Below are 15,656 nucleotides of genomic sequence, written 5' to 3'. Positions count from 1 at the left end.
CCGCTTCAATGCGCCCATACTGAACCTCGTGATGCTAAGAGTCCTTAGCTCGGGTTGTCCTTCGGGACGGCCGTCAGAGTGAACGCTCGATCCGATCGGGTAGTAGGTAAGCGATGGGGTGACGCAGGAAGGTAGTCCAGCCCAGGCGATGGTTGTCCTGGGGTAAGCATGTAGCCCGTGTTGTAGGCAAATCCGCAACACTTGTGGGTGAGATGTGATGCCGAGCCGATTGTGGCGAAGTGGATGATCCTATGCTGCCGAGAAAAGCCTCTAGTGAGTGTTGTGGCGGCCCGTACCCTAAACCGACTCAGGTGGTCAGGTAGAGAATACCAAGGCGATCGGGTGAACTGTGGTTAAGGAACTCGGCAAATTGCCCCCGTAACTTCGGGAGAAGGGGGACCTCTGCTGGTGAACGCCCTTGCGGTGGGAGCTGGTGGGGGTCGCAGTGGCCAGGGGGAAGCGACTGTTTACTAAAAACACAGGTCCGTGCGAAGTCGTAAGACGATGTATACGGACTGACGCCTGCCCGGTGCCGGAACGTTAAGGGGACCGCTTAGCTGACTTTCGGGTTGGCGAAGGTGAGAACTTAAGCGCCGGTAAACGGCGGTGGTAACTATAACCATCCTAAGGTAGCGAAATTCCTTGTCGGGTAAGTTCCGACCTGCACGAATGGCGTAACGACTTCCCCGCTGTCTCAACCGCAGACCCGGCGAAATTGCACTACGAGTAAAGATGCTCGTTTCGCGCAGCAGGACGGAAAGACCCCGGGACCTTCACTACAGCTTGACATTGGTGTTTGGAGCGTCTTGTGTAGGATAGGTGGGAGACTGGGAAGCTCGGACGCTAGTTCGGGTGGAGTCATTGGTGAAATACCACTCTGGTCGTTTTGAATGTCTAACTCTGGTCCGTGATCCGGATCGGGGACAGTGTCTGGTGGGTAGTTTAACTGGGGCGGTTGCCTCCTAAAGGGTAACGGAGGCGCCCAAAGGTTCCCTCAGCCTGGTTGGCAATCAGGTGTTGAGTGTAAGTGCACAAGGGAGCTTGACTGTGAGACTGACGGGTCGAGCAGGAGCGAAAGCTGGGACTAGTGATCCGGCATCGGCGTGTGGAAGCGGTGTCGCTCAACGGCTAAAAGGTACCCCGGGGATAACAGGCTGATCTTCCCCAAGAGTCCATATCGACGGGATGGTTTGGCACCTCGATGTCGGCTCGTCGCATCCTGGGGCTGGAGTAGGTCCCAAGGGTTGGGCTGTTCGCCCATTAAAGCGGTACGCGAGCTGGGTTTAGAACGTCGCGAGACAGTTCGGTCCCTATCCGCTGCGCGCGCAGGAGACTTGAAAGGGGCTGTCCCTAGTACGAGAGGACCGGGACGGACGAACCTCTGGTGTGCCAGTTGTATCGCCAGGTGCATGGCTGGTTGGCTACGTTCGGGAGGGATAACCGCTGAAAGCATCTAAGCGGGAAGCTTGCCTTGAGATGAGGTCTCCCACCACGTTTGTGGGTAAGGCTCCCGGTAGACGACCGGGTTGATAGGCCGGAGGTGGAAGCGCGGTAACGTGTGGAGCTGACCGGTACTAATAGGCCGAGGACTTGACCACAAAGCGTTCTTTTTGAGTTTTGCTCGCGTCCACTAGGCAATTCTGAGACAGCAAACCCTGTGGTTTGTGTGTTTCGGAGGGTTACGGCGGTTATGGCGGGAAGGAAACACCCGGTTACATTCCGAACCCGGAAGTTAAGCTTCTCTGCGCCGATGGTACTGCACTCGGGAGGGTGTGGGAGAGTAGGTCACCGCCGGACAATTTTCATATGGGAAAGGCCCCGACAGTTTCTGTCGGGGCCTTTCTCGTGGTGAGCCTTGAGGCTACGGCTTCGGGGCTTTTCTTGTTTCTGGGGCCTCAGCGTGAGCGCCGAGGCCCTCGCTGGTTCACGGGCCTTCACCTGGGACAGGCGATCAGAGCGAAGCGGTGAGAGCGAGCGCTGAGGGCATGCCCCGCCTGCATCCGTTCGTGCAAGGCGCGCAGGGCGGACTCGTACGTCCGCACATCGAAGTCCGGCACCTGCCAAGGGACCACCCGCAGGAACTGGACGACCGCACCGATGTCGCGGAACCGGGCTGGAATGAACGACTCGGCCTGCCAGGTGACGGCGAAGCCGGCCTTCTCAAGGCCGGCGATGGCGCGCTCCAGATCCCAGTGACGGTGCGGGTGCGGTGGGGCGGCCAGGGCCTCGTTGAGCTCTGCCAGGTCGCAGCCGCCCACCTGCTGAGTGAGAAGGGTGCCGTGCGGCACCAGGACGCGGAGGACCTCATCGGGGTCGTAGGCGTGATGCCGACTGACGACGAGCTCGAAGGAGCCGTCCGGGAACGGCAGGGCGTTCCCGTCGACGGCCGCCACCTCGACACCGAGAGGCGTCAGGCGTTCCCTGGCGATGGCGACGTTCGGCGGGTGCCCTTCAGTGGCGGCGGTGCGTGCCGGCAGCGGGGCGAGCGACGACAGGAACTCGCCGCCTCCCGTGCCGATGTCCAGCAGGGAGCGCACGCGGGGGAGGCGTTCCCGTACGACTTCCTCGTAACTCCATGGCGGGCTGCCCGTGACGTAGCGGCCGGCGAAGGCGCTGAAGTCCCAGCCGCCGATCGGGGCGGCGAGCGCTTCCGTTATGAGCGTGTCATAGTCCACGGTCCCATCGTCGCGGACCTGCCCGCGGGCTCAGGCCGCTGTGCGGGGTTTGTGCGGGAGGTACGAGGAGGGCCGGGCACGCTCGTCGGTATGAGTGCAGAGAACACGAAGAAGCCCGTCATCGCCATCACCCGATTCAAGGCCAAGCCGGAGGACTCCGAGGAGGTGAAGGACAGGCACGCCACTCTGGCGTCCACGGTGCGGTCCGCGGTTCCGGGGCTGGAGGAGGCGAGGCTGGGGCGGACCGAGGACGGGACCTGGGTCGGCGTCTGGCGGTGGGACTCCCAGGAGAGCCTGCGGAAGGCACAGGAGCTGGCGCACTCCCTTCCGGAGGCGGAGAAGGCGTTCGCGCTGGCCTCCGACGTCACCGGAGACACCTTGGAGCTGCTCCAGGAGTCCTGATCCCCCGACGTCACCGGGAGACCGCGGAGCTGCCCCAGGAGTCCTGATCCCCTAGTGAGCCCCCATCTCGCGTCATCGCGGGGTGGGGGCTTCTCGCGTGGGAGGCGGATACCGGGATGCGTCGCCGGGCGAGGGTGGGCGAGGATGGCGGGGTGATCGTGACCTGTTACGGCGGCCCCCGGGATCTGCGGGCCATGCAGGAGCTCACCGGCCGGATCTGGTCGCCGCGGGCGCGCTGGCACGCCGGCGACCTGGCCTGGGGACGGCTTCAGCACACCGGGCGGGAGCCGGAGTGGCCCACCATGCTGTGGCGGGCCGATCGGCGGACCCTGGCCTGGGGGTGGATCCACCTGCCCGGATATCTCAACCTGGCGGTCGACCCCGAACGGGCCGAGTTGGCGCACGACGTGCTGCGCTGGTTCGAGGAGATCGTGCCGGCCGGAGAGCGGCAGGTCGAGGTGTCGAGCGGGGAGCCGCACCTGGTCGCCGCGCTGGAGGAGCGCGGCTACGCACGGGAGAAGGACGGGCCGTTCTTCGTGCAGATGGTACGAGACCTCGACGGCCTGCCCGAGCCGGAGCCGCCCGCGGGGTTCCGGCTGGAAGCGGTGCGTGACGTGCCCGGGCGGGTGGCGGCGCACCGCGCGGCCTTCCACCCGTCGCGCGTCACCGAGGAGAGCTACGCGGCTGTCCGCGCGGCCTGGCCGTACCGGGAGGACCTCGACTGGTGCGCGATCGGGCCCGACGGCGGCACGGCCGCGTACTGCCTGCTCTGGCTCGACGAGCGCGACGTGGCGCTGATCGAGCCGGTCGGCACCGTGCCCGCGCACCGGGGCAAGGGCCTGGCCAAGGCGGTGTGCCTGGCGGCGCTGCGCGCGGCGCGGGCGGCGGGCGCCAAGCAGGCCGTGGTGGCGCCGCGCGGCGACGACGGGTATCCCGTACCTGCGCGTCTTTACAGCGGGCTCGGGTTCCGCGACACCGCGAGAAGCCTCCTGTTCATCCGCTGATATCAAATTGCAACTGGACGTCAGGTGAGAACTGCTGTTATACGGGCAGGCCAGTGATTCAGGAGGGAGGCTGGAGTTGCATGGTGCCCGAGACAACAGTGACCGCGTGGCCCGCGAGGTGCACGCGATCACCGGCGAGGGTCACCCGCACCAGCCCGCCCCGCTCCGACAACTGGGCGCCGGTCAGCGTCTCGCGGCCGAGCCTGGCAGACCAGTACGGCGACAGAGCGCAGTGGGCGGAGCCCGTCACCGGGTCCTCGGGCACGCCGACCTTCGGCGCGAAGAACCGGGAGACGAAGTCGGTCTCGGTGCCCCGGGCGGTGACGATCACTCCGCGTGCGTCGATCGCCGCGAGGGCGTCGATATCGGGCCGCAAGGTTCTCACCGTCTCCGCCGAATCCAGCTCGACCAGCAGGTCGAGGGCGCCCTTCGAAACATGCACGGGGGTGGCGCCGAGTGCCTTCTCCAGACCTTCGGGAACTGTGGTGGCAGTCACTTCCTTGACCGGAAAATCCATCGTGATCATTCCGTCCGGTTGGCGATTCACCGTGAGCGTTCCGCTCGCCGTGGCGAATTTCACCGGGCCATGCGCGACGCCCGTCGAATACAGGACGTGCGCCGTGGCGAGGGTGGCGTGCCCGCACAGCGTGACCTCCACCTTCGGCGTGAACCAGCGCAGCGAATCACCCAGCAGGAAGGCGGTCTCCGACAGCTTCAGCTCGGCCGCGAGCGACTGCATCCACACGTCGGGGACCCGATCTTCCAGCAGGCACACGCCTGCGGGATTACCCTGGAAAGCTGTGTCGGTGAAGGCGTCGACGATGAACAGGCGCATGAGCCGATGCTATAGGGGGCCAGATATCGGGGTGAAACCAGGACGCTAGCCGTACAAAATGGAATTAGTGCTGGGCGTGTCGCATGGCGAACGCGGAATCGTCGGTTACCGTCCAATGTGTCGGGACGTGCCGATTGCGGTGAGTTCCTGAGGAAAGGACAAGCCGATGGGGGCAGTGCGTAAGGTTGCGGGTTACCTGGGCCTGGGCGCGGTTGATCAGTATGACGAGGCTTATGACGACGACGGGCAGTACGAAGAGGAGTACATGCCTGCCACGGAGCGGGCGGCGCGCCGGTGGCGGGCCACCATCGAGTCGTCACGGATCGTGATGGTCCAGCCGCTGAAGTACAACGACGCACCGTTGATCGGCCAGTATTTCCGCGACGGCCAGACGGTGATCATGGATGTGACGGGCATGGCGATGCCGGAGGCGACGCGCATGGTCGACTTCGCCGCCGGTCTGGCCTATGGCTGCGAGGGGCGGATCGAGCGCATCGCCGACCGCGTCTTCCTGCTGGCGCCCGCGCACGTCGAGATCGAGACGACCTGACCCGCGCCAGGCCACGTGCCGGCGCGGGCGGGGAGCCGGCACGGCCTGCGCGGTCCGCCGCGGCCGAGGCTGTGGGCGGGACAGGCGATGATCGATCAGGCCGCGCGGGGGCCGCGGCGGATCAGGCGGGTGATGTCGGTCGCGTCTTCCGCGGCCTGCTTGGCGCGGCCTTCGGCCTCGCGGGCGTAGGCGTGCAGGGCCCACACCGCGCCGTCGGCCAGCTCCCTCAGCTCGCTCACCTGCGCCGCGACGTACGCGGCGTCTGACAGGACGCGCTCGCGGCGCTGCCAGAGCAGCCACCCGGCCAGCGCGAACAGCACGACCCCGGCGGCGGCCGTGACCGGGTGGGTGAGGAAGGCGGCGAACAGGCAGGTCAGCCCGCCGAGCACCAGCAGCCCCGGCGCCCACGGAGCGCGGGGCGGGGCCGGCACGGCGGCGGAGATGGCCGCTTCGGCGACGGCCAGCGACTCCTCGTCGGGGCCTTCGGGGCGGAGCTCGACCCGGTGGCCGAGCAACGACACGGTGACCGACGGCGGCGGTTCCAGCCTGCTGTCGGACTCCAGCTCCTCGGCGACACCCCGCAGGATGGGCGCCGCGACGTGCAGGGCGATCGCCGTCAGGTGGGGGTCGGAGCCGGGGCGCAGGTCGTCGAGCAGGTGGGAGTCGAGCGAGGCCTGCGGCCCGGGCGGCCCGCTCAGCCCGATCATGGCGCGGAGCACGGCCAGCGGCTCGTCCTCGGCCCAGGTGGCGGCGGGGGTGGCGCCGGAGTTGGCGAGCGGCGCGGCCGAGCCCTGGTCGGACTGGCGGGCCGAGGTGATCTCCTCGCAGCGGGCCCGCAACCGGGTCAGCCGGGCGGCGGCCTGGGCCGGCCTGGCCAGCTCGGGGATCTCCGCCATCTCGGGGAAGTCGACGAGGGAAGCGGGCACCACCACGGACGGCTCGCCGGGCACGAGCGCCTGCACCCACTGGCGCGGGTCAGCCTGTTCCTGCACGGCGAGCGCGTCGAGCTTGCGCAGCACGAAGATCTTGCCGGCGGGGCCGTAGGCGCCGCGGGCGGCTGCCAGCCAGAGCGCCCGCTGGCCGTGGGAGACGGGCCGGTCGAGTGAGAGGTCGCCGAAGGCGGTGCCGAGCCAGGAGGCGTGGATGCGGCTGCCGTGGCCGGCGACGGCCAGCGCCAGGCAGAGGAAGACCGCGGTCTGCTGCTGGTCGCGCGAGGCGGCTCTGCTCAGCGGCTCCAGCGGGTCGTCGCCGGCGAGGATGGTGACCAGCGCCTCGACGGCGGGCGGCAGCCAGTGGCCGGGGATGTCGGTGAAGCCGGGTGGTGCGGGGGGCGCGCTGCCGTTCGCGGCCAGGTGCGCCAGCAACGCCTCGGCGTAGCGCCGTAGCTCGTTGGCTGCTTGGGGGCTCGCGGTCAGGTCCGTGCTCAAGGCAGAGAACTCCCCCAATTCGGCCTCAGTTCATGACCCCGTAAAGGGTAACCCGCGTGGCACGCCTCCGAGGCGGAGGCGCGCCACAGCGGAACGGGGACTTTGATCGAATCGCCTGTTACATGCGCTCGGGTACGGGGACGCCCAGAAGGTCGAGGCCCGTCTCCAGCACGCGCAGCGTCAGCGCGCAGAGCGCCAGCCGTCGCGCGCTGATCTCCGGGTCGACGCCCTCCTTGGTGACCGGGCACTCCTCGTAGAAGGTGCTGAACAGGCTGGCCGCCTCGAACAGGAACGCGCACAGCCGGTGCGGCTCCGACTGGGCGGCCACCTGCTCCAGCGTCTCGCCGAAGCCGAGCAGGTGGAGGCCCAGCGCGCGCTCGGCGGGCTCGCCCAGCACGATCGGACCCGTGGTGTCGTCGGGGGAGCGGCCCGCCTTGCGGAAGATGGACCGGATCCGGGCGGTCGCGTACTGCATGTAGGGGCCGGTGTTGCCGGTGAAGCCCAGCATGCGGTCGAAGTCGAAGACGTACTCGCTGTCGTGGTTGACCGACAGGTCGGCGTACTTCACCGCGCCCATGCCGACGGCGTGGGTGATCTCCTCGCGGGTGGCCTGGTCGTAGCCGCGCTCGGCGATGGCCGCGGACGCCCGGTCGATCGCCTCCTGCAGCAGGTCCATCAGCTTGACGGACTCGCCCGAGCGGGTCTTGAACCGGCGGCCGTCCTTGCCCAGCATCATGCCGATCTGCACGTGCTCGGCGGAGACCGAGTCGGGCAGCCAGCCGGCCAACTGGGCCGCGGCGAACACCATGCGGAAGTGGAGCGCCTGGTCGGCGCCCACGACGTAGAGGATGCGGTCGGCCTTGAGGTCGTGCACCCGGTAGCGGATGGCGGCCATGTCGGTGGAGGCGTAGCCGTAGCCGCCGTCGCTCTTCCTGACGATGAGCGGCAGCGGCTTGTCGTCGGAGCCGGTGAAGCCGGGCGGGAACACGCAGAGCGCGCCCTCGCTGATCGTGGCGACGCCGGCCGCCTCCAGATCCTGGCAGGTCTTCTCCAGCATCGGGTTGTACATGCTCTCGCCGGCGAGGTCGGCGTCGGTCAGGGTGACGCCGAGCATCGTGTAGACCTTGTTGAAGTAGCGCACGGTGGCGTCCATGAAGACGTGCCACAGCCGCATGGTCTCCGGGTCGCCCGACTGGAGCGTGGTCACCCGTACGCGCGAGCGCTGTTTGAACGACTCGTCGCCGTCGAACTTGGCGCGGGCGGCCTGATAGTACTCAGTCCCCTGGCCGGCTTCGAGCTGGGCGACCGCGGCCTCCTCGCCGATGTCGAGGAGGTGCTCGATGAGCATGCCGAACGGGGTGCCCCAGTCGCCCAGGTGGTTCTGCCTGACGACGTGGTTGCCGAGGTGTTCGTGCACCCGGGCCAGGCAGTCGCCGACGATGGTCGTGCGCAGGTGGCCGACGTGCATCTCCTTGGCGGCGTTGGGCGCCGAGTAGTCGATGACGACGGTCTGCGCGGGGGCGATCGTGGCGACGCCGGAGCGCGGGTCCTTGAAGACGAGGGACGCCTGGGACTCGATCCACCCGTCGTCGAGCGTGATGTTGAGGAAGCCCGGGCCGCTGACCTCGACGGCGCCGGGGAAGTCGGACAGCTCGGCCCTGATCGACTCGGCGACCTCCCGCGGGGCTCGTCGCAGCCGCTTGGCCAGGCTCATCGCGACGTTCGCCTGGAAGTCGGCGAACTGGGAGGGCCGGATCAGCGGATCTGCGTCGGCGTACTCGGCGCCGAACGCGGACGCCAGCGCCTGCTGGACGCGCTCGGTGAGCACTTTCTGCGGGTCGGTCATGTCCTAAGAGTACCGGCGACCTTGACCGCGATGCTGATGCCGGCGCAGGCCACGAGAGCGACGCCGACGGCGATCAGATCGTCGTGCGGACCGCCGGGGCGGAGTTCGAAGAGCTCCCGTACGAACGGGCTCGCCAGGGCCAGCGCGAACAGCCCCGCCATGGCCGCGACCAGGGCCACCCGCCACCGGTCGAGCGGCCTGGCGACGAGCACGAGCACCCACCACGTGGTGAGGAAGAGCGCGAGCACGGCCGCGGTCCGCTGCTCCTCCAGCGTGCCCCCGGCCGCGGCGCGGAACGCCAGCAGGACCGCGAAGGCGCAGATCACCCCGGCGGGCACGGCGAACCTGAGCACCCGGGGCACGAAGCCGGGCCTGGCCCGCTCCAGCGTGGGCGCGAGCGCCAGGAAGAGGGCGGGCAGGCCGATGGTGACGGCGTTCACCAGCGTGGAGTGGCGGGGCGTGAACGGGAACATCATCCCCGCGACCCCGGTCATCAGCGACAGCACGATCGCGTAGAAGGTCTTGGTGAGGAACAGCCCGGAGACCCGCTCGATGTTGGCCAGCACCCGGCGGCCCTCGTTGACCACGTGCGGGAGGGCCGCGAACCGGTTGTCCAGCAGCACGACCTGGGCGACGGCCTTGGTGGCGGGGCTGCCCGCGCCCATCGCGATGCCGAGGTCGGCCTCCTTGAGCGCGAGCACGTCGTTGACGCCGTCGCCGGTCATGGCGACGGTGTGGCCGCGTTTGCGCAGGGCTGTGACGAAGAGTCGCTTCTGCTGGGGGCTGACCCGGCCGAAGACGGTGGCGGCGGCGAGCGCCTCGCCGAGCGCGTCCTCGTCGTCCGGCAGCGTGCGCGCGTCCACCGCGCGGTCGGCGCCGGGCACGTTGAGCCCGGCGGCGATCGCGGACACCGAGCGCGGGTCGTCGCCGGAGATGATCTTCACGCTGACGCCCTGCCGCTCGAAGTACTCCAGCGTCTCGTGGGCGTCGGGGCGGACGCGCTGCTTGAGCACGACGAGCGCCACCGGCTCGCCCTCCTCGACGCCGATCACGGACGGGTCCGTACGGGCGTCCTCAGGGAGGGCGTCCGCCGTGATCGCGTCCGTACGGTGGCTCGCGGCGTGTGCGTCCGCCGTGATCGGGTCCGTACGAGGGCTCGCCGCGGGACGATTGCCGTCCGGGAGCCGGTTCGTACGGCATAAGGCCAGGACGCGGGCGCCGGTGGCGGCGAGTTCCGCCGCCTGGGCGCGCTCCGGGGCCGACGGGGCGAGCAGCACGTCGGGGGCGCCGAGCAGCCACACCCCGTGCGGGCCGAAGTCGGCGCCGCTCCACTTGCGCTCGGAGGAGAAGGGCACGGTGGCCAGCGGACGCCAGCGCGCGGAGGGGAAGCGGTCGCTGATCGCGCGGGCGGTGGCGTTCGGGCGGCCGTCGGCGGCGGTGAGCGCGGCGAGCGCGTCGCCCACCGGGCGGCCCTCGCGCAGCGGCACGACGCGGTCGAGCGTCATGCCGCCGGCGGTGAGCGTGCCGGTCTTGTCCAGGCAGAGCACGTCCACTCGGGCCAGGCCCTCGATCGCGGGGAGCTCCTGGACCAGGCAGCGGCGGCGGCCGAGCCTGACCACGCCCACGGCGAAGGCGATGGAGGTCGTCAGCACCAGGCCCTCGGGGATCATGGTGACGATGCCGGCGACCGCGCCGGTGATGGCGGTGGCGAAGTCGGCCGAGTTGCTCAGCTGGCTGTAGGTGAGCAGCGCGCCGATGGGGATGACCAGCCAGGTGATGTAGCGGATGAACCGGGCGACGCCGTCACGCAGCTCGGAGTGCGCGAGGTGGAAACGGCTCGCCTCCTCGGCCAGCCGGGCGGCGTACGCGTCGGTGCCGACGGCGGTGGCCCTGAACACGCCGGTTCCGGCGACGGCGAAGCTGCCCGACAGCACCGGGTCGCCGGGCTCCTTGCGCACCGGGTCGGCCTCGCCCGTCAGGAGCGACTCGTCGACCTCCAGCCCGGCGGAGACGATCATCTCGCCGTCGACCAGCAGCGCGTCGCCGGGGCCGAGCACGATCAGGTCGCCGAGCACCACCTGGTGCGGCGGGACGCGCCGGTCCGCGCCGTCGCGGCGGACCGTCACGGGGCTCTCGCCGACCACGGCCAGCCGGTCCAGCGTGCGCTTGGCGCGCAGCTCCTGGACGACGCCGATCAGCACGTTGGCCACCATGATCAGGCCGAACACGCTGTCCTGCCACGCGCCGAAGACGAGGATGAGCGCCCACAGAACGCCGATGACGAGGTTGAAGAGCGTGAAGACGTTCGCCCTGATGATGGCGGCGAGCGACCGGCTGGACCGGCGCGGCACCACGTTCGGTCTCGCCCGTGCGACCTGCGCCGACGTGAGCCCGTCCAGCGACATGACTCCGTCCACCGCGAACCCCCCGACCTGCGGCAACGTCACTGAGCGGGTTTCCCCGCCGGCGTCGGTCCGCCTGATTCCCCTGATAGGCGGACGGGGATCACCCTACGGCTTTCAGCGTGATCTGTGGGCGCTTATCCGCTCGCCGATCCGGGACGTCAGCCCGCCCGCCGACAGGTCGGAGGCGAGCCGGCAGGCCGCGCTGACTCCTCTGGCGCTGGACGAGCCGTGCGCGACGACGACGGTGCCGTTGAGCCCGAGCAGCACCGCGCCGCCGTACGCCTCCGCGTCGAGCCGGCCGCTCAGCTCGCGCAGCCGGGAGCGCTGCATGAACGCGCCGAACTTGGCCATCCGGCTCTCGCTCACGGACCGCCGCAGCTCGTCGAACGCGTAGCGGACGGCGCCCTCCATGGTCTTGAGCGCCACGTTGCCGGTGAACCCGTCGGTGACGATCACGTCGGCCCGCCCGGTCAGCAGGTCGTAGCCCTCGACGTTGCCGGCGAAGGTCAGCGCGGGGGCGGCGTCGAGCAGCTCGTGGGCGCGGCGGACGAGCTTGTTGCCCTTCTCCGCCTCGCTGCCGATCGTGAGCAGGCCCACCCGGGGCTCGGCGATGCCGAAGGCCAGCTCGGCGTAGGCGGCGCCGAGGTGGCCGAACTGGACCAGGATCTCCGGCTTGACCTCGGCGTTCGCGCCCGCGTCCAGGAGCAGCGTGGGGTGCGGCAGGGTGGGCAGCGCGACCGCGAGCGCCGGGCGGAGCACCCCCTGCTGGGTCTTGAGCCGCAGCTTGCCGGTGGCCACGATGCCCGCGGTCGAGCCGGCGGAGACCACGGCCGACACGTCGCCGCGGCGCAGCAGGTGGCAGGCGACCGCGATGCTGGAGCGGGGCCGGCGCAGGCTGGCCAGCGCGCCCTCGTCCATGGCGAGCGCCTCCTCGGCGCGCACGATGGGGATCTCGTGGGCCGCGTCGTGTTCGGCGAGTGACTCGTACAGCACGCGTGGCGAGCCGACCAGGACGACCGGCAGCCCGCGCTCGCGCACGGCGTGCACGGCGCCCGCCACGATCTCGTGGGGCGCGCGGTCGCCGCCCATGGCGTCGACCGCGATCGGCCTGCTGTCTGGCAAAAGTCACCTCGTACGGCGTGTCGCTTGGCCGTCCGAATGGTAGGCGAGGCCGTCACCAGGCTAACCGGCGGGCAGGACTAGGCGTCGCCGCTCAGGTTCCAGTCGTGGACGGTGCGGGCCACGACGACCTTGCCGAAGGTGACCCGGCCGGTCACCCTGATCACCGGGCCGTCGCCGTCGGGGGCGTTGTCGCCCGAGACCTGGCGCTTGGCGAACATGGCGCCGACCTCGTCGATGACCTGGGCGTTCGGCGGCACCCGGATGATCAGCTTGGCCGCGAACGCGTTGATGGACAGGGTGATCTCGCGGCCGGGGAGCACGGCCTCCGACAGGTCGACGATGAGCGCGCCGTACGTGGCCGACAGGCGGGTGTGGCGGGAGGCGATCCAGCGCCCGCGCTTGACGACCTTGCTGAAGACGGCGTTGACGGTCTGCTCCGTCGCGACGGGCGCGGCGGCCGTGGAGGACCGGACCTTGGGCAGGTCCACGATCAGGGGCTCCAGCTCGCCCATGGTGCGAGCTTGGTAGGTGGCCTCGAGACGGTCGGCGTGCTCGGGGCTCGTGAGTCGTCCACTGGCGTAGGCCTCGTTGAGCAGCGCGGCGACCTGGTCGCGGTCGGCGTCGGAGGCCCGGAGGGCAGGGTCGTGGGTCACACCGCCAGTTTAGGTCAAATCAAGATATGTCGTGATTTCAATTCTCCCAAGAAACTTGGAGCACCCTCCGAACCATAGCCGCGGGCAGCCTACTCTCGGTATAAGAGCGATAGACGCGCGACGGGGGCGTGAGGTTTACATCCGATCGAACAAAAAAGATGGGAAAGGCCTAGTGATCTTGAACCAGGCAGGTACGCGACGCTTCAAGGCGTACACGTCCAAGCACCTCGACGAGCTCCTGCGACGCGCCGGGCTCGATGACGGGGAGCGACTGAAGGTGCGGGCCGTGGCCACGGTGCTGCCCTTCCGGACGAACGCCTACGTCGTCGATGAACTCATAGATTGGTCGGCGGCGCCCGACGACCCCATGTACCGTCTCGTCTTCCCGCAGGGCGACATGCTGCCCGAGGCCGATGTGGCCCGGCTGGCCGACCTGCTCAAGGCCGAGGCGCCCAACGGGGAGATCCAGGCGGAGGCGAACAAGGTCAGAGCGCAGCTCAACCCGCACCCCGCCGGCCAGAAGGAGCTCAACGTGCCGCGCATCGGCGAGGAGCCGGTGCCCGGGATGCAGCACAAGTATCCGGAGACCGTGCTCTTCTTCCCGAAGCAAGGGCAGACCTGTCACGCCTACTGCACCTACTGCTTCCGGTGGGCGCAGTTCGTCGGCGACGCCGACCTCAAGTTCGCCTCCGACGACATCGACCAGATGGTCGCCTACCTCCGCCAGCATCCCGAGGTGACCAGCGTCCTGATCACCGGCGGCGACGCCATGATCATGGGTGAGCCGGTGATCAGGCGCTACATCGGGCCGCTGCTGGAGCTGGAGCAGCTCGAGTCCATCAGGATCGGCACGAAGGCGCTGGGCTACTGGCCGCAGCGCTTCGTCACCGACCCCGACGCCGACGCCACGCTCGGCCTGTTCGAGGAGGTCGTCAAGGCAGGCAAGAACCTCGCCTTCATGGCGCACTTCTCGCACCCGCGCGAGCTGGAGTCGCCGCTGGTCGAGTCCGCGGTGGAACGGATCCTGGGCAGCGGGGCGACGATCCGCACCCAGGCGCCGCTCATCAGGTCGATCAACGACGACCCGGCCGTCTGGGAGACCATGTGGCGGCGCCAGCACCGCATGGGGATGATCCCGTACTACATGTTCGTCGAGCGTGACACCGGTCCGCAGGACTACTTCGCGGTGCCGCTCGGCCGCGCGTACGAGATCTTCAGGGACGCGTACGCGAGCGTCTCCGGGCTCTGCAGGACGGTCCGCGGGCCGTCCATGTCGGCGACGCCGGGGAAGGTGTGCGTCGACGGCGTCACCGAGATCGCCGGTCAGCGGGTGTTCGTGCTCCACCTCATCCAGGCGCGGGACCCGTCCTTGGTGGGGCGGCCGTTCTTCGCGCGGTACGACCCGTCGGCCGTCTGGCTGACGGACCTGCGGCCGGCCTTCGCCGACGCTTTCCCGTTCGAGGTCGCCGCCTCGCTCGGGGCCTGAGGCGGTCAAGGGCGGCCACCGCAAGCGGAAAATCTGCGCCCCCGGCCCGTGACATTCATTTTGTCGAGCTCCTGGCGCGGGCCGGGGAAAGCGCACTTACGGACGCCGGAAGCGTCCATGGAATATCCGAATTAGCCCCCCTCTATTTCCCGATTTGTCTCCCCCTGTGTGACCCCTTTCGGGCTCGGTAACTTACCCACAAAGCCCTTGTCACGCGGGCTTTTAGCGGCTCACCCGGGGTCGTGCGCGGTGATAGAACTGCATCCGTAGCTCAGCCGCGGACGGCGCGCTTCGTGCGGTGCCCATAGCGTGTACGCCACGGCATTCGGGGGTTATCGATTCGCAATTCAATGCTCTCCGAAGCGATCGATCACGAGCCGGGAAGGCAAATCATGAAACGTGTAATGAAGACGGCGGTCGCCGTAACGGCATTCGGGCTCGCGGCGGCACTCGCCGTGCCGGCGCAGGCCCAGGCCAGGGACCTCGGCGCCTCGCCCACGAAGCGCGACCAGGTCCGGAGCGACAGCGACGGCTCGCCGCTCGACGGCCTGGTGGGCGGGCTCGCCGGCGGCCTGCTGGACGGGCTGTTCGGCGCAGGCGCCAAGGCCTCCGCCAAGCCCGCGCAGAACCAGACCAGGCCGCAGGGACGCCCTGGGCTCGACGGCCTGTCCAACACCCTGCCCCTGGACGGCCTCGCCGCCTCGCGCCCGGCCAAGCCCAGGGCGCAGGTCAAGCCGACGCAGGAGGACACGTTCGAGGGCGCCTTCGCCCAGGTCGCCTACCTGTTCGAAGGCTCGCTCGGCGGCGCCACGGCGTCGCTGTCGACGACCCGGATGGTGCCGGGCGGACGCTACGGCTCCACCGAGGCGCTGGACGGCGCCACGTCGGCGCTGGACGGCGCCACGACAGGCGTGGCCCATCTGTCGCTGCAGGAAACGGTCGTCGGCATGTCGCGTGCCGCGAAGCAGGCGCTGCCGCGATCCAGCAACGGACGTCTGGCGCCGCTCGTCGGCCGCGTGGCGCCCGCCGAGACGGCGCCGCTGCTGGAGTCGCTGCCCGGCACCACTCAGGTCGCCTCCATCGATGAGATCGCCCCGCTCGTCGAGGACGCCTCCGCCCTGGTCTCCACCAACGGGACGAAGGCCACCAGCGCCTACACCGACACCGTCGCCGCGCTGGGCTGGACCACGGCCGCCCTCACCAGCATGGTCCGGGACCCCTGGCACTACCGCTGATCCTCTGGCGGACCCG

The 15,656-nt window shown here is 69.3% G+C and carries 12 protein-coding genes and 2 rRNA genes (1 of these 14 cut by a window edge); 7 read left to right on the top strand and 7 right to left on the bottom strand.

Going from position 1 to position 15,656, the window contains the following annotated elements:
* Positions 1-1,598, top strand: a 23S ribosomal RNA gene (locus FR742_RS32540) (it extends 1,507 nt beyond the left edge of the window).
* A gap of 82 nt (positions 1,599-1,680) precedes the next feature.
* Positions 1,681-1,797 (top strand): 5S ribosomal RNA (gene rrf, locus FR742_RS32535).
* Between the two features lie 137 nt (positions 1,798-1,934).
* On the opposite strand, the gene FR742_RS32530 is transcribed toward rrf, so the two are convergent.
* Positions 1,935-2,675: a class I SAM-dependent methyltransferase gene (locus FR742_RS32530; RefSeq protein ID WP_148035154.1), complete on the bottom strand. Its 741-nt coding sequence runs from the start codon at positions 2,673-2,675 to the stop codon at positions 1,935-1,937.
* Positions 2,676-2,765: 90 nt separating this feature from the next.
* Here FR742_RS32530 and FR742_RS32525 point away from each other — a divergent pair, with 90 nt between their 5' ends.
* Together FR742_RS32525 and FR742_RS32520 are read left to right on the top strand one after the other, a co-directional pair.
* The gene (locus FR742_RS32525; protein WP_148035153.1) at positions 2,766-3,077 is read left to right on the top strand and encodes an antibiotic biosynthesis monooxygenase; all 312 of its coding nucleotides are present in this window, start codon (positions 2,766-2,768) and stop codon (positions 3,075-3,077) included.
* A gap of 152 nt (positions 3,078-3,229) precedes the next feature.
* Complete coding sequence (locus tag FR742_RS32520; RefSeq protein WP_148035152.1) at positions 3,230-4,081, top strand: GNAT family N-acetyltransferase; 852 nt, start codon at positions 3,230-3,232, stop codon at positions 4,079-4,081.
* A gap of 58 nt (positions 4,082-4,139) precedes the next feature.
* Here FR742_RS32520 and FR742_RS32515 read toward each other — a convergent pair whose 3' ends face one another.
* Positions 4,140-4,916, bottom strand: coding sequence for a PhzF family phenazine biosynthesis protein (locus FR742_RS32515; RefSeq protein WP_148035151.1), 777 nt, complete (start codon positions 4,914-4,916; stop codon positions 4,140-4,142).
* A gap of 166 nt (positions 4,917-5,082) precedes the next feature.
* Here FR742_RS32515 and FR742_RS32510 point away from each other — a divergent pair, with 166 nt between their 5' ends.
* Positions 5,083-5,466, top strand: coding sequence for a cell division protein SepF (locus tag FR742_RS32510; protein ID WP_148035150.1), 384 nt, complete (start codon positions 5,083-5,085; stop codon positions 5,464-5,466).
* Positions 5,467-5,561: 95 nt separating this feature from the next.
* Here the strand turns inward: FR742_RS32510 and FR742_RS32505 are convergent, their stop codons facing one another.
* The 5 genes from FR742_RS32505 to FR742_RS32485 form a co-directional block, all read right to left on the bottom strand.
* Positions 5,562-6,893 (bottom strand): hypothetical protein, encoded by a 1,332-nt coding sequence (locus FR742_RS32505; protein WP_261808919.1) that lies wholly within the window; start codon positions 6,891-6,893, stop codon positions 5,562-5,564.
* Between the two features lie 118 nt (positions 6,894-7,011).
* Complete coding sequence (gene argS, locus FR742_RS32500) at positions 7,012-8,739, bottom strand: arginine--tRNA ligase (RefSeq protein WP_148035148.1); 1,728 nt, start codon at positions 8,737-8,739, stop codon at positions 7,012-7,014.
* The gene (locus tag FR742_RS32495; RefSeq protein WP_315970653.1) at positions 8,736-11,186 is read right to left on the bottom strand and encodes an HAD-IC family P-type ATPase; all 2,451 of its coding nucleotides are present in this window, start codon (positions 11,184-11,186) and stop codon (positions 8,736-8,738) included. Before FR742_RS32495 ends, argS begins: the two co-directional genes overlap by 4 nt.
* A gap of 72 nt (positions 11,187-11,258) precedes the next feature.
* Positions 11,259-12,266: a phosphate acyltransferase PlsX gene (gene plsX, locus FR742_RS32490; RefSeq protein ID WP_261808918.1), complete on the bottom strand. Its 1,008-nt coding sequence runs from the start codon at positions 12,264-12,266 to the stop codon at positions 11,259-11,261.
* Positions 12,267-12,343: 77 nt separating this feature from the next.
* The gene (locus FR742_RS32485; protein WP_148035147.1) at positions 12,344-12,919 is read right to left on the bottom strand and encodes a DUF1707 domain-containing protein; all 576 of its coding nucleotides are present in this window, start codon (positions 12,917-12,919) and stop codon (positions 12,344-12,346) included.
* Between the two features lie 172 nt (positions 12,920-13,091).
* Here FR742_RS32485 and FR742_RS32480 point away from each other — a divergent pair, with 172 nt between their 5' ends.
* Positions 13,092-14,405, top strand: coding sequence for a KamA family radical SAM protein (locus tag FR742_RS32480; RefSeq protein WP_148035146.1), 1,314 nt, complete (start codon positions 13,092-13,094; stop codon positions 14,403-14,405).
* A 392-nt stretch (positions 14,406-14,797) separates the two neighbouring features.
* A complete protein-coding gene (locus tag FR742_RS32475) occupies positions 14,798-15,640 on the top strand; it encodes a hypothetical protein (protein ID WP_148035145.1) in 843 nt (280 codons plus the stop codon).
* Positions 15,641-15,656: the final 16 nt, after the last annotated feature.

The sequence above is a fragment of the Nonomuraea sp. C10 genome, assembly GCF_008017515.1.
Classification (GTDB): domain Bacteria; phylum Actinomycetota; class Actinomycetes; order Streptosporangiales; family Streptosporangiaceae; genus Nonomuraea; species Nonomuraea ferruginea.
This window is presented reverse-complemented; position numbering and strand designations above follow the sequence as displayed.